This window comes from Nitrobacter vulgaris, from assembly GCF_031453995.1.
In the GTDB taxonomy this organism is placed as follows: domain Bacteria; phylum Pseudomonadota; class Alphaproteobacteria; order Rhizobiales; family Xanthobacteraceae; genus Nitrobacter; species Nitrobacter vulgaris.
Genome location: NZ_JAVDPZ010000014.1, coordinates 41,818 through 59,508, shown reverse-complemented (window position 1 = coordinate 59,508; position 17,691 = coordinate 41,818). Strand labels below are relative to the sequence as shown.

Here is a 17,691-nt window from a genome sequence, read left to right as displayed (position 1 = left end):
GGACGAAAGGTCGATTGATGCGCGGATCCTATTTATTTACGAGCGAGTCGGTTTCGGAAGGACATCCCGACAAGGTGTGCGATCGGATCTCCGATGAGATCGTCGATCTCTTTTTCAGCGAAGGCCCAAAAGCCGGCATCGACCCATGGGCGATCCGCGCCGCCTGCGAGACCCTTGCCACCACCAACAAGGTGGTGATCGCCGGCGAAACCCGCGGGCCGGAATCCGTCACCAAGGACAAGATTGAAAGCGTCGTGCGCGCCGCGATCAAGGACATCGGCTACGAGCAGGACGGCTTTCACTGGAAGACCGCCGATATCGAGATTCTGCTGCATCCGCAGTCAGCCGATATCGCACAAGGCGTCGACGCGCTGCAGCCGGGCACCAACAAGGAAGAAGGCGCCGGCGACCAGGGCATCATGTTCGGCTATGCCTGCAACGAAACGCCGGACCTGATGCCGGCGCCGATATTCTACGCTCACAAGATCCTGCGATTGATTTCTGAGGCTCGCCACTCCGGCAAGGAAAAGGTGCTGGGACCGGACTCCAAGAGCCAGGTCACCGTGCAATATGAAAACGGCAAGCCGGTCGGCGTGCGTGAGATCGTGGTGTCGCATCAGCATCTCGTCGAGGACATGAGCTCCGATCAGGTCCGCGAGCGTGTCGAGCCCTATGTGCGCGAGGCGTTGCCGAAGGGATGGATCACCGACAAGACCATCTGGCACATCAATCCCACCGGCAAGTTCTTCATCGGCGGCCCAGACGGCGACGCCGGCCTGACCGGCCGGAAGATCATTGTCGATACCTACGGCGGCGCGGCGCCGCATGGCGGCGGCGCGTTCTCCGGCAAGGATCCGACCAAGGTCGACCGCTCGGCGGCCTACGCCGCGCGCTACCTTGCCAAGAACATCGTCGCAGCCGGTCTCGCCGATCGCTGCACATTGCAGCTCGCCTATGCCATCGGCGTGGCGCGGCCGCTCTCGATCTATATTGATACGCACGGCACCGGAAAGGCTCCGGAAGACACGCTTGAGCGGATCGTCTCCGAGGCGATGGATCTCACGCCGCGCGGTATCCGCAAGCATCTCGACCTGAACCGGCCGATCTATGCGCGTACTTCGTCTTACGGTCATTTCGGCCGCACGCCGGATAACGAGGGCGGATTCTCCTGGGAGAAGACCGATCTCGCCGAGGTGATCAAGCGCGCTGTGTGATGCCTGTTATCTCTCCCCGCCAGCGGGGAGGGGAAGCCTCCCACTCACACATTATGAATACACTTGTCTTGGCGCCGTATCGCCCCTCACCCCGAACCTTCTCCCTCTAGACGCGGAGAGGGAGAGAGCAGGAAAATCATCATGACTACCGCTACCGCCACCGCCAAGTCGACCTCAGATTTCACCGACTACATCGTCGCCGACATTGGCCTTGCCGATTTCGGCCGCAAGGAAATCTCGCTGGCCGAGACCGAGATGCCGGGCCTGATGGCGACGCGCGAGGAATACGGCCCCAAACAGCCTTTGAAGGGCGCCCGTATCGCGGGCTCGCTGCATATGACGATCCAGACCGCGGTGCTGATCGAAACCTTGAAGGCGCTCGGCGCCGATATCCGCTGGGTCTCCTGCAACATCTATTCGACGCAGGATCACGCCGCCGCCGCGATCGCCGCCGCCGGCATTCCGGTGTTTGCTGTTAAAGGCGAGACGCTGAAGGACTACTGGGACTACACCGCGAAGCTGTTCGACTGGCACGGCGGTGGCCATCCCAACATGATTCTCGATGATGGCGGCGACGCGACGCTGCTGATCCATCTCGGCGTGCGCGCGGAGAAGGGCGACACCGCGTTTCTCGACAAGCCGGGCGCCGAGGAAGAGGAAGTGTTGTTCGCGCTGATCAAGCGCCTGCTGAAAGACAAGCCGAAAGGCTGGTTCGGCACGGTGGCCAAATCCATCCAGGGCGTCTCGGAGGAGACCACTACCGGTGTCCATCGCCTTTACGAGATGCAGAAGAACGGCACGCTGCTGTGGCCCGCGATCAACGTCAACGACAGCGTCACCAAGTCCAAGTTCGACAATCTCTACGGCTGCCGCGAGTCGCTGGTCGACGGCATCCGCCGGGGCACCGATGTGATGATGAGCGGAAAGGTCGCCATGGTTGCCGGCTTCGGCGACGTCGGCAAGGGCTCGGCCGCCTCGCTACGCCAGGCCGGATGCCGCGTCATGGTCTCCGAGATCGATCCGATCTGCGCACTGCAAGCGGCGATGGAAGGCTATGAGGTTGTGACCATGGAGGACGCCGCGCCGCGCGCCGACATCTTCGTCACCGCCACCGGCAACAAGGACATCATCACCATCGAGCACATGCGCGCGATGAAGGATCGCGCCATCGTCTGCAACATCGGTCACTTCGACAACGAGATCCAGGTCGGCGCGTTGAAGAACCTGAAGTGGGACAACATCAAGCCGCAGGTGGACGAAATCACCTTCGCGGACGGCAAGCGCATGATCCTGTTGTCGGAAGGCCGTCTGGTGAATCTCGGCAATGCCATGGGGCATCCGTCGTTCGTGATGTCCGCCTCCTTCACCAATCAGACGTTGGCGCAGATCGAACTGTTCGCGGGCAACAAGAACGGCAAGTACAAAAAAGAAGTCTACGTGCTGCCGAAGTCGCTGGACGAGAAGGTGGCGCGGCTGCATCTGAACAAGATCGGCGTCAGGCTCACCGAATTGCGCAAGGACCAGGCCGACTACATCGGCGTCAAGGTCGAAGGTCCGTTCAAGAGCGATCATTACCGGTATTGAGCATGATCCCAAAAGTGGGCACCGGTTTTCGGATGAGATCATGCTCGCTTGAAGGCTCACGCGCTAAGAAACGCAAAAAGCCCCGGAGCGATCCGGGGCTTTTTAGATTCTATCAATTGTGAGCGGTGGTCGAACGCAGCCTATTCAAGTGGTCCGGCCGTTGCTCCTTTGCGAAGCGAGGAAATCCGACAGCTTGGCCGCTTGTTTGGGCGCTGCCTTCTTGCCCCGAACAGGCGCTTTCACCGGCTTCGGCTGCGCCGCCTCTTCGGCTTCCTTCGCCATCCGCAGGGCGCGCAGGCGCTCCATGTTCTTGCGGACTGCGACATCGCGGGCTTCAATATCGGCGCGGGCCTTGGCGCCTTCGATGGCGGCTGTACGCATCCGTTCGTTACGGGCCAGTTGTGCTGGACTCGGCGGGGACTTTGTCATGGAACTTATATAGGCATGGTTTGCCGGAATGCCAGGGTGGGCCGGGATTTGCCTTCTCCGCCGAAAAATGCCATAATTAGGGATATTCGATTGCCGGCATTGGTTTTGTTAGAGCGCCGCAAGTCTTCTGTAAAAAGACAAGGCTCCTTTCCAAAGACATCGCTGAGATTGGATGGGTTCGCGTAATCGTGCGCGGAAAACGCGCATGTGCGCGCTTTGGAATAAGGGACGACTCCGATGACGACAGGTACAGTGAAGTGGTTTAACGGCCAGAAGGGTTTTGGCTTCATCCAGCCGAGCGACGGCGGCAACGACGTGTTCGTGCATATCAGCGCGGTGGAGCGTGCGGGCCTCTCCGGCCTCAACGAAGGCCAGAAGGTCAACTTCGAGCTGAAGACCGACAAGATGCGCGGCAAGGTCAGCGCGGAAAATCTCTCGCTCGCTTAAACAGATCATGGTCGCGCTGGCTGTCATCCCTTTGTGATGATGGTCGTGCATCATGCAGGGAATCGGAAAGCGTCGTCACCCGCGGATGAACCGGGACCCGCTTTCTTCGCGCCTCGTTTCACCCATGTCCTGAAACGGGCAATGTCTTGAAACGGGCGTTCAGGGAGCCTCGTCAGCGATGACGGGGCTTTTTTTGTTGCGCCGGCATGTCCGACGACACGGCGCATGTTCGCGGCCCCGGAACCCGGCCTTAGGCCCCGCGTTTTCTCGGTTCGATCCCGCTATAGCGTTTTCGAGCGAAGTGGAATCCGGTTCGCGTGAAGAAAACGCGTCAGATCAAAAAGCTAGAGCCTTCACCATTCCCGTGAAGCGGTGAAAGACTTTAGCCCCCAGCATTCGACGAGGCCCCGATGGAACATCTGCAATATCCGAACGAGAGCGAGGGCTATCGAATCGCGCGCAACCGGTTGTTGGAGGAGGAGATCAAGCTGCGCGCGCAGATCGAGGCGGTCGCGGCGCGGCGTCGCGCGCTGCCGTTGGGTGGCGAAGTACCGTGGGATTATGTGTTCGAGCGCATCGGCGACAATCTCATGCCGCAGAAGGTGAGGATGTCCGAGCTGTTCGGGCCGCACGACACGATGATCCTCTACAGTTTCATGTATGGCCCCGAGCGCGACTCCCCATGCTCCGGTTGCACGCATCTTCTCGATGGCATCGACGGCGCGGCGCGGCACCTCACCCAGCGCGCCGCGTTTCATGTCGTCGCCAAATCGCCGATCGCGCGGCTGATGGCGTTCGCGCGCGAGCGCGGCTGGCAGCATATGTCGCTGCTCTCGACCGCGGGCAACTGTTACGACGGCGACTATTTTGGCGACACCACGAAGCTGTCAAAAGCCATGCGGCTTCAGCACAGTGTGCCGGTGGGCAAGAACTGGGACGAAACGATCTTCAACGTCTTCAAAAAGCGCAACGGAAAAATCCATCATTTCTGGGGCTCGGAGATGGCCTTCGCCCGCCCTGCGCTGGGCCAGCATCACCGCGCCGGCGACATGGCCGATCCCTTGTGGAATCTGCTCGATATGACACCGGAGGGGCGAGGGGAGACGTGGTTTCCGGAGGTGGAGTATTAGCGTCCGGACCGGACCGTCATAGGGCTACGCTGAGGGGAGAGGTAAAGATCTACGGCTTCCGAAAGACCATTTATGAATCGAGACTTATTTCTGGCTCAAGGAGCAGCAATGCGAAGCCCCTACTTGTAAGCCACCGCTGCACTCGCAGGTCCTGCCAACGGAATAATCTCGCAGCGACTGAACCCTGCCTCTTTGCACCACTCGGTGAACTGGGCGCCAGTGAAGTCAAACGCCTCGCCAAATTCGATCAGCATGTTCAGCGACATCATGAGACCGAAGCTATTTTGCCTGCGTTCATCGTCGATAATGTTTTCAATGGCGACCAGCGCGCCGCCGGTCGGCAATGCACGGTAGGCCTTGGCGATCAGCATTTTCTTGTTCTCAAGATTCCAGTCGTGAAGGATCATTCCCATTGTAATGATGTCCGCCTTGGGAAATTCATCTGCGAAGAAATCGATCGTCTCGGCGGTGATCCGGCCGCCGAGATTGCACTCCCTCAAGCGCCGTTCGGCGATCGGCCGCACATCTGAGAGATCGCAGGTCCGGCATTGCATGTGCGGATGCCGCGCCGCGATGATGGCCGAAAGCTGCCCGGTTGCACCGCCTATATCGGCCAGCGTCTTATGTTTGGAAAAATCGAACTTCTCGGCAAACGTCGTGAAATTCCTCATCGAGATGCCGCTCATCGCATCCATGAACTGCTCCAGGCGCGCCGGGTCCGCGTAGAGCTCGCCGAACATGGACTTGCCTGTCTCCTTGATCTCGTTTTGAGGCTTTCCAGTCTGCAATGCCGGTGTGAGATTGCCCCAGAACCGATATAGGCGCGCGTTCGCCATCTTAAGGATTCCACCGATGTATTGTGGGCTCCGCTCGACCAGGAATAGCTCGGTTGATGGCGTATTGCCGTATCTGCCAGTTTCACCGGCGCCGTCCCTCCGCAGCAATCCGAGCGCGACGAGGGTATCGAGAAAATCATACGTCCCGCGCGGATGCAGACCCATGGCGCGTTGCAGTTCGAGGCCGGTTTTGGGGCCGTCCGCAAGCAGCGAGAAGAGCCCTAGTTCCACGGCGCTCAACAATGTCTTGGCTGGCCAGAACCCAAAGCCAATTTGCAGTATGTGATCTGGAGAAATTCCGTTTTGCATCTGAGCCTCCCCGACTGGCGAGCCCTCGTAAGGTCACGCCGGATGCGTTCTGTGAGCGCATTTGATCTACGCTAGGCCCACAGATGCTCACTACAGACAATCGGAGCCGGAACAGAGACGGTTTAATGGCAGGGTTACGTTTTAACTAGCGTCAGGAGCGCAGGCAGGAGATCGACGTTGAATATTTTGCGCGAATGGCGCAAACGTCACGCGAGTTTTCGTGACGCGAACGAGGCAAGCCTCGCGCGCGCTACGGCAGCGGCTCGGTCGCTGCGTCGAGCCAGAGTTTCGTGGCTTCGTCGAGATGCGGGCGCACCTCGCGGCGGACGCGGGCATGGTAGTCGTTGAGCCACATCAGCTCCTTCTTGCTGATGCGGTGATCGATCAGGCGGCGGTCGATCGGCGCCAGCGTCAGGGTCTCGAAGCCGTTCATGGGTTTCTCGGCATGCGCAATTTCCGCGGCTGTGACGAGTACCAGGTTTTCGATCCGGATGCCGAACGCGTCACGTTTATAATAGCCCGGCTCGTTGGACAGGATCATGCCGCGCCTCAGCGGTGTGGTGCCGAGTTTCGAAATCCGCGCCGGGCCTTCATGCACAGAGAGGTAGCTGCCGACGCCGTGGCCTGTGCCGTGGTCGAAGTCGATGCCGGTCTGCCAGAGAAACTGCCGTGCCAGCGTGTCGAGTTGCGCGCCGGTGGTGCCATCGGGAAACACCGCGCGGGCGATGGCGATGTGGCCGCGCAGCACGCGAGTGAAGCGGTCGCGCATCTCGTCGGTCGGCGTGCCGATGGCGATGGTGCGGGTGACGTCGGTGGTGCCGTCCTCGTATTGCCCGCCGGAATCGATCAGCAGCAGATCGCCGGGCACGATGCGGCGGTTGCTCATGCGGGTGACGCGGTAGTGGACGATGGCGCCGTTCGGCCCGGTGCCCGAGATGGTGGGAAAGGAGACGTCCTTCAGCGCGCCGGTCTCGCGGCGAAAGGTTTCCAGCGCCTCGACCGCGTCGATTTCGGTCAGCGTGCCCTTCGGCGCCTCGCGGTCGATCCAGGCGAGAAACCGCGCCAGCGCCACGGCGTCGCGCCGATGCGCGGCGCGGGCGCCCTCGATCTCGGTCTGGTTCTTCACCGCCTTCAAAAGCGCAACGGGGTCGTTGCCGCGCACCGGCTTTCCGCCGGCGGATGTGATCAGGCGGCTCAACGCGTCGGCGGCGGTGGCTTTGTCGAGCGCGATGGCCGCGCCGGATTGGGCCGTCTGCGTCAGCGCGTCGGTCAGCTCATCAGGTTCGCGGACCTCGGCGTTGCGCTCGAGATGATCGCGTGCGCTGTTGGAAAGTTTGCGGGTGTCGATGAAGATCGTGGGACGGCCATCCTTCGGCACCAAAGCGTAGGACAGAGGCAGCGGCGTATGCGAGACATCGGCGCCGCGAATGTTGAAGGTCCACGCCACCGCGTGGGAATCCGACAACACCAGCGCATCGACGCCGAGCTTTGTCATCTCAGTGCGGATGCGCGCGAGCTTGTCGGCCTCGGCTTCGCCGGCGAATGTCGCGCCGTGGATCGTGACCGGGCCGAGCGGCGGCGCGGGTCGGTCGGTCCAGATGCTGTCGACCGGGTTGCTGTCGACGGGGACCAACTCCGCGCCGGCTTTCGTGCAAGCCGTTGCGAGACGTTCGACCGCCGCCGAGGTGTGCAGCCATGGATCGTAACCAAGGCGATCGTCCGCCGTGAGATGCTCCGCCAGCCAGCTTTCCGGGGGCGGATCGGCCAGCGAAGCGATGCTCCAGGCTCGAACGTCCACCTGTTGCGCCGCCTGCAAGGTGTAGCGGCCGTCGACAAATACCGCAGCTTCCGTCGCGAGCACGATGGCCAAGCCGGCCGATCCGGTGAAGCCGGTGAGCCACGCCAACCGCTCCTCGGAAGGCGGGACATACTCGTTCTGCTGCCGGTCCGCGCGCGGAATCACGAAGCCTGTCAGTTGTCGCCGCACCAGCTCCTCGCGAAACGCGGCGAGCCGGGCGGTCAGCGCGACACCGCCTTCGGGGTCTTCGAATGTCTGGAAATGAGCCTCGAACATAGTTCCCGCATCATAGGATCGAGGGCAGGGCTGCGCAACGCAGCCGGGGGGTCATCGTCTGTTCTGCATCAGCAGGCTGCACCAGCCGTCGATCCGGATCTGCTGGATCAACACCAGCCCCTGCGCGCGGTAGGCCGCAATGACGCCGCGAGTTTGCTGCGGCAGCAGCCCCGAGAGGATCACCATGGCTTCAGGCGCGAGGTGACGCGCCATGGCCGGGGCCATCTGCCGCAGCGGATTGGCGAGGATATTCGCCAGCACCAGATCGAACGGCGCGCGCATGCGAAACGACGGCGCGGAAAAGCCGGTCGCGCAGATTGCCTCGACAAGATTGCCGACGCCGTTCGATACGGCATTCTCTCTTGCCACGGACGTGGAACGCGGGTCGATGTCGCTGGCCAGCACGTTCCGACGCAGCGCTTTGGCCGCGGCGATGGCCAGGACGCCCGTGCCAGCGCCGAGATCGAGAACGCGCCGCGGCATCCGGGCGCGCAGTACCTGATCGAGCAATAGCAGGCAGCCCCGGGTGGTGCCGTGATGGCCGGTGCCGAATGCCAGCGCGGCCTCGATCTCGATGCTCAGCTTGTTCGGCGGGACGCGTGCGCGGTCGTGCCGACCGTGGACGATGAAGCGGCCAGCGGGGACCGGAGCCAGCCCTTCAAGGCTGGCCTCGACCCAGTCCCTGGCGGCAACGCTATCGAAGACGACGGTCCGGGCGATCTCATCGCCGGCGGCGAGAGCGACCAGCGCGCGGATTCGTTTTTCGTCCGGCGGATCGGCGAAGTGGACCGCGATGCTCCAGCAGCCGTCGCTGCGTTCGAATGCGGTAACCGCGGCCTCGCTATCCTCAAGGCTTTCGGTCAGGAGATCGACGACCCGACGCGCGATCTGCTCCGCCCCGATGGCGAAGGCGGCGCAGCTTGTTGCCGGCGAAATGGCATTTGTCATCGACAGCCCGGGGTCCATAGCGTTTTCGAGCGAAGTGGACCGGTTCGCGTGAAGAAAACGCATTAAATCAAGATCATAGCTCCGCCTCGGATTTCATGAGAAGCGGAAAGGGGAACGGAGATCCCGCAGGGCCTCATACATATTTGGCAATGAGATAGCCGATGCCATAGGCCGGTCCGGCGACCAGGAGAATGGCGAACACCATGACAAGCCAGCCCTTTATAATTGCGATGATGCCGCCGCTTTCCCAGAGCTCTTGCGGTCCCGGTTGCCCATAGGCCCACAGCGACCAGGAGGCGGCCACGAGCAGGTAGACGTCAAACATATTCAACGATGCGCCGACATAACCGAGATAAGTCGGGACAAGAATCGCCAGAAAAACCCGGCCAAGAATTTGTAGCACCTCACCCCCCAGAACTTGCCTGCTTTCGTCAGGCCTTTGCTTTAGTGCAAATCGGAAACTTAGACGATGGAAAATGCGCGGGCCGGAAGGCGTGGGCGGAGTGACGGCGACAGGCGTCGCGATTGTCACGAAGGGCGGCCGGGGATGCGGAAGCTTTCCACAGAGATATCCACAGGATTTCCACAGCCTGATCCTCGGTTTCGCACAGGGTTTTCGACAGCGTTATCCGTCGCCTCGGCATCGGCTTGGGTTGTGGTCGGAATTGGCTTCGCTGGCGATAGTCTATGTGGTGCTGATTGTTAGCGGCGAGCGAACAGCGCCCGGTGATCCCGCAGGATGGCGCGGGCGGCGTTATGACCGGGTGCGCCTGTGACACCTCCGCCGGGATGCGCGCCGGCGCCGCAGTGATAGAGCCCCTTCAGCGGGCCCCGATAATCTGCGTAGCCCAGCATCGGCCGGGCCGAAAACAATTGGTTCAGCGTCAGCGCGCCGTGGAAGATATCGCCGCCCAGCAATCCAAATTCGCGTTCGAGGTCGAGCGGTGACAGGACCTGCCGGCCGATCACGCTGGCGGTAAAGCCCGGCGCGTAGCGGTCGACGGTCGCGATCATGAGGTCGGCGACCTCATCGCGATGGTCATCCCAAGACGCGCCGTCAGGCAATTGCGGCGCGACATGCTGGCAGAAAAGGCTGGCCACATGGCGGCCGGGCGGTGCGAGGGAATCGTCGATCACCGAGGGGATCAGAACCTCGATCACCGGTTCGCGGCTCCAGCCGAACTTTCGCGCGTCATGCCAGGCGCTGTCCATGTAGTCGAGACCGGGTGCAATGATGATACCGGCGCTGAGATGGTCGCCGGCGCCCGGCAAGGCGGAGAATGAGGGGAGGGCGGAGAGCGCGACGTTCATCCGGAATGTCCCGGAGCCATTGCGCCAGTTCTTGATGCGGGTCAGAAAGGTGGCGGGCAGCGCGTCTGCGGGCAACAGCCGCGTATACAGCAGTTTTGGGTTGACGTTCGCCGCGACATATCTTGCGCGGATCGTCCGTCCGTCGTCGAGCACGGTACCTGCTACCTGCTTTCCTTCGACAACGATCTCACGCACGCCTGCGTTCGTTTCGATTTCCACACCGGTCGCGCGGGCGGCCATTGCCATCGCCTGGGTGATCGCGCCCATGCCGCCGATGGCGTGTCCCCAAACGCCCTTCTTGCCGTTCACTTCCCCGAAAGCATGGTGCAGCATAACGTAGGCCGAGCCGGCCGCGTAGGGACTCGCATAGTTGCCGACGATGGCGTCAAAGCCGAACAGAGCCTTGATAAGATCGGTTTCGAAGCGATCGTCGAGCATGTCTCCTGCCGATCGCGTAAAGAGATCGAGCAGGCTGCGTTGCTGCTCCAGCGAAAGCCCGCGCAAGATACCCACCGTTCCGGCGACGTTGACGAACTCGTGCGCCGCCTTGAGGCCAAGCCCCTCAACGAGATTTGGTGGCGCGCGGAGCACGAATTGGCGGACAACGTCGGCGATCTCTTCGAGTTCGCGCATGAAATCGCCGACCGCGTTCGCATCCCGTTCGCTCAAGCGAGCCGCCGATGTCCGGGTGCGGCCTTCGCCGGTGAGCAGGTAGCGGCCGTCGGGAGCGGGCAGGAAGTTCTGCGCGCGGCGTTCGACGATCCGCAGGCCGTGGTCGTGAAGCCGTAGGTCGGCGATGACTTTCGGATTGAGCAGGCTGACGGTGTAGGCCGCGACCGAATTGCGGAAACCTGGGTGGAATTCCTCGGTCACCGCTGCGCCGCCCACCACCTTGCGCCGCTCCACGACTCTGACGCGTAGTCCGGCCATTGCGAGATAGGCCGCGCACGTCAAGCCGTTGTGGCCTGCGCCGATGATAACGACGTCAGTGTCTGACATATCCGCTTCAAAGTCCTCAGACGGTCTGACTGCCGTCCTTCAAACTCTTATCGGAAAGTCCGATGGACGGCACAAGGCTTACGAGCCGAGTTCAGCCTGATGACACGCTTTGCGTTGGCGGTAACTGCGCAATGGTGAAGATATAGCGGTCAGTCGTCGAAGCCAGAGAACAGGCCTCGCGACCGATAGGGTCGCGGCGCATAGACCTGAGGCTGCGCGTATCCGTAGCCTGTTTGATCGCCGTAGTAGTATTGCTGTGGTTGAGGAACGTTCTGCGCGCCGCGACGATAACCGCGCGGAGCAGGATAACGCTGATCGTTGGAACTGCCGTCGGCCGGATAGATATAGCCGTCGTCGCCGCGAACGGTGGCTTGCGGCTGGCGACCGGGTGCGATCTGCCCGGGCGTCAGATCGACCGGATTTCCGGCGGCATCGTAAGATTGATAGGCCGACGTCGGATCGCGACGGGCGACATCGGTTCGCCGCCTGCTACGAGGATTGCGTGCCAGCGCCACGCGCGACGATCCAGTCAGTGTGACGGTGGTATTGAGGACGCCTTCTGTCTTCACAAGAGAGAACAGTGTGCTGGCGTTGGCGCGCGAGATACGGACGCAGCCGTGAGAGACGGGGACGCCGAGGCTGCCCTCGGAGAACGTGCCGTGGATGGCATGACCGATCTTGGTGAAGAAGATCGAGTGCGGCATCGGCGCGTCGTCGAACTCCTTGGAGAAATGGTCGGCTTCCATCCGGAAAGTTTGGAATTTTCCATTCGGAGTTTCGTGCGACGGATTTCCAGTCGAGACCGGCCATTGATAGCGTTCAACGCCGTCGACGGAAACGGTCATTTGCTGATTGTCCTTGTCGACCACAATGGACACCTTTGCGTGGGCGACGCTACCAGCGGCGAGAAACAGCAGAGCGGAAACAGGAATAAGAAACTTGCGCATTACCTCGGCCTCGACTTCAGCCTACGTCCCCGAGCCATATATGCGCTCAAACAGGATGTGCTTCCAGTAGCGGGTTTGCGTCATCGTTAACTCACGAGGCGGCACGACCAAGGCGGGGGAGAGAAAAGTCGGGTGAGACCTTGGAAAGCGCCCTCCCGCAAAGCTCGGAACTTTCGGCGGGATTCCACATTATATCACCTCAGATCCAGCGATCACGGCCTGTTGGGGCAACCTAGCTAGATTCAAAATAAGGACAGAAACGCCGATGAGGATGAGAACCATAGCATTGCCAACCGAGCCTTCTTTCCGATTGCGGATCGCGGTAGCCGCTGCTGCAGCGGCGCTGGCCCTATTCGCCATTCCGCATCAAGCGCATGCTCAGGGCGTCTTCAATGGCATGGAGCGTGGTGCCAACCAAGGCGCGTACGAGGGTCATCGTGCGGCAGGGCCGGTGGGTGGCGCAATCGGCGGCGCGATTGGCGCCGGCGTTGGGGGTGCGGTCGGCGGCGTCAACGGCGTGCTCGGCATTCCGGATCGCGGATACCGAAGGGGGCATCGATGCCGTGGTTATTGGAAGCACGGGCATTTCCACTGCTACCGTTGATAAGGATTTCCCGTATGAGCAGACCGCGGTCCGGGGCCGAACCCGTCGCGGTCTGCGTTTGCGCATCACAACTTAATGTCTAAGCCGATAGCCGGTTCTGAATATCCACCATACCATCAACATGCAGGCCGCGAGAAAACCGACTGTCATGCCAATACTCACGGACACGCTGACGTCAGCGATCTCGTAAAAACTCCACCGGAATCCGCTGATGAGATAGACGACGGGATTAAAAAGCGCGAGGGTTTGCCAAGTCTGCGGCAGCATGTTGATCGAATAAAAACTTCCTCCGAGGAATGTTAGCGGCGTGATGATCAACATCGGAATCATCTGCAGTTTCTCGAAACCGTCGGCCCAAATCCCGATGATGAAGCCGAAAAGACTGAAGGTCACTGAGGTCAATATCAGAAAGGTCAGCATCCATATCGGGTGATGAATGTGCAATGGCACGAACAGGCCGGCGGTGGCCAGAATGATCAGGCCTAGAATAATCGATTTGGTCGCAGCCGCCCCCACATAGCCGAGGACAATCTCGAAATAGGAGACCGGCGCCGACAGTATCTCGTAAATGGTGCCTATGAACTTTGGGAAGTAGATCCCGAACGATGCGTTGGTGATACTTTGCGTCAGCACCGACAACATTATGAGTCCGGGCACAATGAAAGTGCCGTAACTGACGCCCTCGACCTGAGTGATGCGCGATCCGATTGCCGCGCCGAACACCACAAAATAAAGCGAGGTCGAAACCACCGGTGACACGATGCTTTGCAGCAGCGTGCGCCAAGTGCGCGCCATTTCGAATTTGTAAATCGCCTGCACGGCTCCAAAATTCATGGTCAGGTCCTTACCAGGCTGACGAAGATCTCTTCCAGCGAGCTTTCAGTGGTGTCGAGGTCGGAAAATCTGATACCCGCGGCACGGAGATCGCTCAGCAGGCTGGTGATGCCAGTGTGCTCACTTTGGGTATCATAGGTATAGATCACTTGCATTCCGTCTGCGGCAAGTTCGAGATTGTAAGCCGCCAACGTTGCAGGTATGGCTTCGACCTTGCACTGCAAATGAAGCTTCAACCGCTTTTTGCCGAGCTTCTGCATCAGCGCTGCCTTTTCTTCGACGAGAATGATCTCGCCCCTATTGATGACGCCGACACGGTCCGCCATTTCTTGAGCTTCTTCGATGTAATGCGTCGTCAGAATGATCGTGACGCCCAAGGCTCGCAGCGCGCGCACCATCTCCCACATGGCTTTCCGTAATTCGACATCGACCCCCGCTGTGGGCTCGTCGAGAAACAGCACTTGCGGCTCGTGCGAAAGGGCCTTCGCAATCATAACACGTCGTTTCATGCCCCCGGACAGCGTGACGATCTTGCTATCTTTCTTGTCCCACAACGAGAGATCTCTCAGGACCTTCTCGATATGGGCCGGATTCTTGGGCTTTCCGAACAGCCCACGGCTGAAACTCACGGTTGCCCAGACCGTTTCGAACGCATCGGTATGCAGTTCCTGCGGCACCAGTCCGATCATCGCGCGGGTAGCTCGATAGTCGCGCCGGATGTCCCGACCGTCGACCCGCACCTGACCTGCGGATGCGTTGGTGATGCCGCAAATGATGCTGATGAGCGTTGTCTTGCCGGCGCCATTGGGGCCGAGCAGCGCGAAAATCTCACCCCGGTTGATATCGAGGTCGATGCACTTCAGTGCTGCGAAGCCGGACGCGTAGGTCTTCGATAAGCCGGAAATAGATATGATGGGCGACATGCGAGCTTGACACGCTGTAAGCTGGTGGAAAAAGGGACGACGAGAAGATACTATCGCGTCGAATGGCAGGATGACGGAATGGAGGTCAGATAGGAACACGTGCGGTGGTTCGCAATTCGGCTACACCCGCTTCACAAAGCTATCGACCACCTTTTTGTCGCCGGCTTTTTCGAAAGCGATGGTCAGCTTGTTGCCATCGATCCGCGCCACTTTTCCGTAGCCGAATTTCTGGTGAAAGACCCGGTCGCCGAGTGAGAACTCGGATGTCGTGCCGGTAGATTTCGCCACCAGTTCGCCTTCGATGGTCAATGGCGTGTACTTCGACTTCGATCGGCTCGCAGCATAGGGTGCATTGGTCTCGTTAAATCCGCCCCGACCGCGATTGGCCTGTGCGCGTTGCCAGCCAGGCGTTGCATAGCTCGAGCCAAACGACTCGATGTTGTCGAACCGCGAGGGGCCGTAACCGCCCGTTCCGCCCCATCCCGACCCACCTTTCGATTCCGTGATCTCGACGTTTTCCGCCGGCAGTTCGTCGAGAAAGCGAGACGGAATCGTCGTCGACCATGAGCCATGGATACGGCGATTGGTAGCGAAATAGAGCTTTGCGCGTCGGCGCGCCCGTGTCAGCCCGACGTGCGCGAGGCGGCGCTCTTCTTCGAGCCCAGAGCGTCCCTGCTCATCCAGCGCACGCTGATGGGGAAACAGACCTTCCTCCCAGCCTGGCAGGAAGACGCTGTCGAATTCGAGCCCTTTGGCGGAATGCAGCGTCATGACCGAGACGGCATCCTCGTCGGCGCCGCCGTCGCGATCCATCACCAGAGATATATGCTCGAGAAAGCCTTGCAGGTTTTCGAACTCCTCCATCGAGCGTACCAGTTCTTTCAGATTCTCCAGGCGACCAGCAGCATCAGCCGAGCGATCCTTCTGCCACATCTCCGTGTAGCCGCTCTCGTCCAGCACGATCTCGGCAAGTTCGGTGTGCGGTATGGCCTCTCGCTGCACGCGCCACCGGTCGAAGCTCTCGACCAAAGCGCGCAGCGATCCGCGCGCTTTCGGTTTCAACTCGTCGGTTTCGACAACGGTGCGGGCCGCTTCGCTGAGCGGGATCTGCCGCTTTCGCGCGATGCCATGCAGCGTCTGGACGGTGGCATCGCCCAGGCCACGTTTGGGCACATTAACGATGCGCTCGAAGGCAAGATCATCAGCTGGCGAGTTGATGAGGCGCAGATAGGCGAGCGCGTCGCGGATTTCGGCGCGCTCGTAGAAGCGAGGACCGCCGATAACGCGATAGGGCAGGCCAAGCGTGACAAAGCGGTCTTCGAACTCGCGCATCTGGAATGAGGCGCGCACCAGAATTGCGATTTCATTCAATTTTTCGCCGGCGCGCTGGAGCTGTTCGATTTCCTCGCCAATGGCTCGGGCTTCCTCCTCGGAATCCCAGGAGCCGGTGACGGTGACCTTCTCGCCGTCGATATCCTCGGTACGTAATGTCTTGCCGAGCCTGCCTTCGTTATGCGCGATCAGGTGCGAGGCAGCGGCGAGGATATGGCCGGTTGAGCGATAATTACGCTCCAGTCGAATCACCTTGGCGCCTGGAAAATCGTGTTCGAAGCGCAGGATGTTATCCACCTCGGCGCCGCGCCAGCCGTAGATCGACTGGTCGTCGTCGCCGACGCAGCAGATGTTTTTGGGCTGGGCCGTGCGCGGGCTCGGATCCTCTCCCGGAGAGGGAGCGGGAAAATGTGCTTGCGATGAAGGCGGCGCCTGCGACAGCAACCGCAGCCATAGATATTGCGCAACATTCGTGTCCTGATACTCGTCGACAAGGATGAACTTGAAGCGGTTCTGGTATTGCCGCAGCACGTCCGGATGCTCGCGAAACAGCCGGACATTCTCCAGCAGCAAATCACCGAAGTCCACTGCATTGAGGATTTTCAACCGCGCCTGGTAGGCGGCGTAAAGCTTGCCGCCGCGGCCGTTGCCGAATACGGAGGCTTCGCCCGACGGCACCTGCGCGGGCGTCAGTCCGCGGTTCTTCCAGCCGTCGATCAACCCGGCCAGCATCCGTGCGGGCCAGCGCTTGTCGTCGATGTTGTCGGCCTGCAGAAGCTGTTTGAGCAGGCGGATTTGATCGTCGACATCGAGAATCGTGAAGTTGGATTTGAGTTGCACCAGTTCGGCATGAACGCGCAGGATCCGGCCCGCAATGGAATGAAAGGTGCCGAGCCACGGCATACCTTCGACTGCTTGCCCGAGCATCTGGCCGAGACGATGCTTCATCTCGCGAGCGGCCTTGTTGGTGAAAGTCACCGACAAGATCTCGCCAGGGCGGGCGCGGCCCTGGCTGAGAATATGCGCGATGCGGGTCGTCAGCACGCGGGTCTTGCCTGTTCCCGCACCGGCCAGCACCAGAACCGGTCCGTCCAGCGTTTCCACGGCCTCGCGCTGTTCCGGATTGAGCCCGCTCAGATATCGTGGCGTTGCTGCGGCCCGCGCGCGCGCAGCGATGCCGCCGGCGGCGGGCTGGTGCTCGGAAACGTTGCTATGGATCAGTCTACCTGGATCGGTCATGCGAATCGTCTTTCCCCACGATGACACTGCTGGCCAGCGAAGGGGAGAGCCCTCTTAGTCGGATCAATGAAATATATAGGGGTGACGCGCTTCGTAGCGGCTTTTCTGCGTCCAAGCCAATGGAATGATCTCGCCGCCTTCGACGTTTTGTTCCCCAAAAGCCGCTCATTTTCAGAACTTTCTCGTATAGGGCCGGGCGGAACTATTGTTCCGGTGACGGATTGTTTTTCAGTCACGCGCAAAGCGCGCAAAAATGGAGGCCAGATCATGTTGAATTGGGTAGTGACGTTCCTGGTCATTGCATTGATTGCCGGCGTTTTGGGCTTTGGAGGTATCGCGGGCGCCTCGATCGAAATCGCGAAGATCATCTTTTTCATCGCGCTGATTCTGTTAGTGGTTTCAGCGGTGGTCGGGTTGTTGCGCGGCCGACCCGGCGCATAGCGCGCGGGTTTTAACCTAGGGTGTCGAGGGCATCGCGAGTGTCCGGCGCTGTGCCCTCGGGGACGCGCGGTGACGCTGCAAGCGCAACGA

Annotated in this window: 16 protein-coding genes; 6 read left to right on the top strand and 10 right to left on the bottom strand. The window is 60.6% G+C overall.

Translation table 11 applies throughout. The features are described 5' to 3' along the window. Positions 1–17 precede the first annotated feature (17 nt). Together metK and ahcY are read left to right on the top strand one after the other, a co-directional pair. Entirely contained in the window at positions 18–1,214 is a 1,197-nt protein-coding gene (gene metK / locus GGQ85_RS10630) for a methionine adenosyltransferase (RefSeq protein ID WP_309774482.1), read from the top strand. 141 nt (positions 1,215–1,355) lie between these two features. Then, the gene (ahcY, locus tag GGQ85_RS10625; protein WP_309774481.1) at positions 1,356–2,798 is read left to right on the top strand and encodes an adenosylhomocysteinase; all 1,443 of its coding nucleotides are present in this window, start codon (positions 1,356–1,358) and stop codon (positions 2,796–2,798) included. A gap of 144 nt (positions 2,799–2,942) precedes the next feature. On the opposite strand, the gene GGQ85_RS10620 is transcribed toward ahcY, so the two are convergent. Then, positions 2,943–3,179: a hypothetical protein gene (locus GGQ85_RS10620; protein WP_374708876.1), complete on the bottom strand. Its 237-nt coding sequence runs from the start codon at positions 3,177–3,179 to the stop codon at positions 2,943–2,945. A gap of 285 nt (positions 3,180–3,464) precedes the next feature. Here GGQ85_RS10620 and GGQ85_RS10615 point away from each other — a divergent pair, with 285 nt between their 5' ends. Together GGQ85_RS10615 and GGQ85_RS10610 are read left to right on the top strand one after the other, a co-directional pair. After that, positions 3,465–3,674, top strand: coding sequence for a cold-shock protein (locus tag GGQ85_RS10615; protein ID WP_079447398.1), 210 nt, complete (start codon positions 3,465–3,467; stop codon positions 3,672–3,674). A gap of 410 nt (positions 3,675–4,084) precedes the next feature. Continuing rightward, the gene (locus tag GGQ85_RS10610; RefSeq protein WP_309774479.1) at positions 4,085–4,804 is read left to right on the top strand and encodes a DUF899 family protein; all 720 of its coding nucleotides are present in this window, start codon (positions 4,085–4,087) and stop codon (positions 4,802–4,804) included. Positions 4,805–4,923: 119 nt separating this feature from the next. Here the strand turns inward: GGQ85_RS10610 and GGQ85_RS10605 are convergent, their stop codons facing one another. The 6 genes from GGQ85_RS10605 to GGQ85_RS10580 all read right to left on the bottom strand — a co-directional run bounded on the left by GGQ85_RS10605 (position 4,924) and on the right by GGQ85_RS10580 (position 12,228). Further along, positions 4,924–5,949, bottom strand: coding sequence for a class I SAM-dependent methyltransferase (locus tag GGQ85_RS10605; RefSeq protein WP_309774478.1), 1,026 nt, complete (start codon positions 5,947–5,949; stop codon positions 4,924–4,926). 250 nt (positions 5,950–6,199) lie between these two features. Further along, a complete protein-coding gene (locus tag GGQ85_RS10600) occupies positions 6,200–8,023 on the bottom strand; it encodes an aminopeptidase P family protein (protein ID WP_309774477.1) in 1,824 nt (607 codons plus the stop codon). Between the two features lie 51 nt (positions 8,024–8,074). Next, positions 8,075–8,971 carry a 50S ribosomal protein L11 methyltransferase gene (locus GGQ85_RS10595; protein WP_309774476.1) on the bottom strand — a complete coding sequence of 299 codons (897 nt, stop codon included), beginning with the start codon at positions 8,969–8,971 and terminating at the stop codon, positions 8,075–8,077. Positions 8,972–9,104: 133 nt separating this feature from the next. Next, complete coding sequence (locus tag GGQ85_RS10590) at positions 9,105–9,503, bottom strand: hypothetical protein (RefSeq protein ID WP_309774475.1); 399 nt, start codon at positions 9,501–9,503, stop codon at positions 9,105–9,107. Between the two features lie 170 nt (positions 9,504–9,673). Further along, positions 9,674–11,281 carry a phytoene desaturase family protein gene (locus GGQ85_RS10585; protein WP_309774473.1) on the bottom strand — a complete coding sequence of 536 codons (1,608 nt, stop codon included), beginning with the start codon at positions 11,279–11,281 and terminating at the stop codon, positions 9,674–9,676. A 149-nt stretch (positions 11,282–11,430) separates the two neighbouring features. Beyond that, positions 11,431–12,228, bottom strand: a complete 798-nt coding sequence (locus tag GGQ85_RS10580) for a L,D-transpeptidase (protein WP_309774472.1) — start codon at positions 12,226–12,228, stop codon at positions 11,431–11,433. Between the two features lie 265 nt (positions 12,229–12,493). Between GGQ85_RS10580 and GGQ85_RS10575 the strand changes: the two genes are divergently transcribed. Further along, positions 12,494–12,832, top strand: coding sequence for a hypothetical protein (locus tag GGQ85_RS10575; RefSeq protein ID WP_079447390.1), 339 nt, complete (start codon positions 12,494–12,496; stop codon positions 12,830–12,832). Positions 12,833–12,904: 72 nt separating this feature from the next. Here the strand turns inward: GGQ85_RS10575 and GGQ85_RS10570 are convergent, their stop codons facing one another. From GGQ85_RS10570 to GGQ85_RS10560, 3 genes are all read right to left on the bottom strand, one after another. Further along, positions 12,905–13,666 carry an ABC transporter permease gene (locus GGQ85_RS10570; protein ID WP_079447389.1) on the bottom strand — a complete coding sequence of 254 codons (762 nt, stop codon included), beginning with the start codon at positions 13,664–13,666 and terminating at the stop codon, positions 12,905–12,907. Between the two features lie 2 nt (positions 13,667–13,668). After that, positions 13,669–14,589 (bottom strand): ABC transporter ATP-binding protein, encoded by a 921-nt coding sequence (locus GGQ85_RS10565; RefSeq protein WP_309774470.1) that lies wholly within the window; start codon positions 14,587–14,589, stop codon positions 13,669–13,671. Positions 14,590–14,709: 120 nt separating this feature from the next. After that, positions 14,710–17,160, bottom strand: a complete 2,451-nt coding sequence (locus tag GGQ85_RS10560) for an ATP-dependent helicase (RefSeq protein WP_309774469.1) — start codon at positions 17,158–17,160, stop codon at positions 14,710–14,712. Positions 17,161–17,427: 267 nt separating this feature from the next. On the opposite strand from GGQ85_RS10560, the gene GGQ85_RS10555 reads away from it, so the two are divergent. Further along, positions 17,428–17,601: a DUF1328 domain-containing protein gene (locus GGQ85_RS10555; RefSeq protein WP_079447412.1), complete on the top strand. Its 174-nt coding sequence runs from the start codon at positions 17,428–17,430 to the stop codon at positions 17,599–17,601. Positions 17,602–17,691 lie beyond the last annotated feature (90 nt).

Excerpts from the sequence above, each read along its gene's own strand:
- GGQ85_RS10620 (WP_374708876.1), bottom strand. The coding sequence starts at position 3,179 with ATGCGTACAGCCGCCATCGAAGGCGCCAAGGCCCGCGCCGATATTGAA.
- GGQ85_RS10615 (WP_079447398.1), top strand. The coding sequence starts at position 3,465 with ATGACGACAGGTACAGTGAAGTGGTTTAACGGCCAGAAGGGTTTTGGC.
- GGQ85_RS10600 (WP_309774477.1), bottom strand. The coding sequence starts at position 8,023 with ATGTTCGAGGCTCATTTCCAGACATTCGAAGACCCCGAAGGCGGTGTC.
- ahcY (WP_309774481.1), top strand. The coding sequence starts at position 1,356 with ATGACTACCGCTACCGCCACCGCCAAGTCGACCTCAGATTTCACCGAC.
- GGQ85_RS10605 (WP_309774478.1), bottom strand. The coding sequence starts at position 5,949 with ATGCAAAACGGAATTTCTCCAGATCACATACTGCAAATTGGCTTTGGG.
- GGQ85_RS10565 (WP_309774470.1), bottom strand. The coding sequence starts at position 14,589 with ATGTCGCCCATCATATCTATTTCCGGCTTATCGAAGACCTACGCGTCC.
- metK (WP_309774482.1), top strand. The coding sequence starts at position 18 with ATGCGCGGATCCTATTTATTTACGAGCGAGTCGGTTTCGGAAGGACAT.
- GGQ85_RS10585 (WP_309774473.1), bottom strand. The coding sequence starts at position 11,281 with ATGTCAGACACTGACGTCGTTATCATCGGCGCAGGCCACAACGGCTTG.
- GGQ85_RS10595 (WP_309774476.1), bottom strand. The coding sequence starts at position 8,971 with ATGACAAATGCCATTTCGCCGGCAACAAGCTGCGCCGCCTTCGCCATC.
- GGQ85_RS10610 (WP_309774479.1), top strand. The coding sequence starts at position 4,085 with ATGGAACATCTGCAATATCCGAACGAGAGCGAGGGCTATCGAATCGCG.
- GGQ85_RS10555 (WP_079447412.1), top strand. The coding sequence starts at position 17,428 with ATGTTGAATTGGGTAGTGACGTTCCTGGTCATTGCATTGATTGCCGGC.
- GGQ85_RS10580 (WP_309774472.1), bottom strand. The coding sequence starts at position 12,228 with ATGCGCAAGTTTCTTATTCCTGTTTCCGCTCTGCTGTTTCTCGCCGCT.
- GGQ85_RS10560 (WP_309774469.1), bottom strand. The coding sequence starts at position 17,160 with ATGACCGATCCAGGTAGACTGATCCATAGCAACGTTTCCGAGCACCAG.
- GGQ85_RS10575 (WP_079447390.1), top strand. The coding sequence starts at position 12,494 with ATGAGGATGAGAACCATAGCATTGCCAACCGAGCCTTCTTTCCGATTG.
- GGQ85_RS10570 (WP_079447389.1), bottom strand. The coding sequence starts at position 13,666 with ATGAATTTTGGAGCCGTGCAGGCGATTTACAAATTCGAAATGGCGCGC.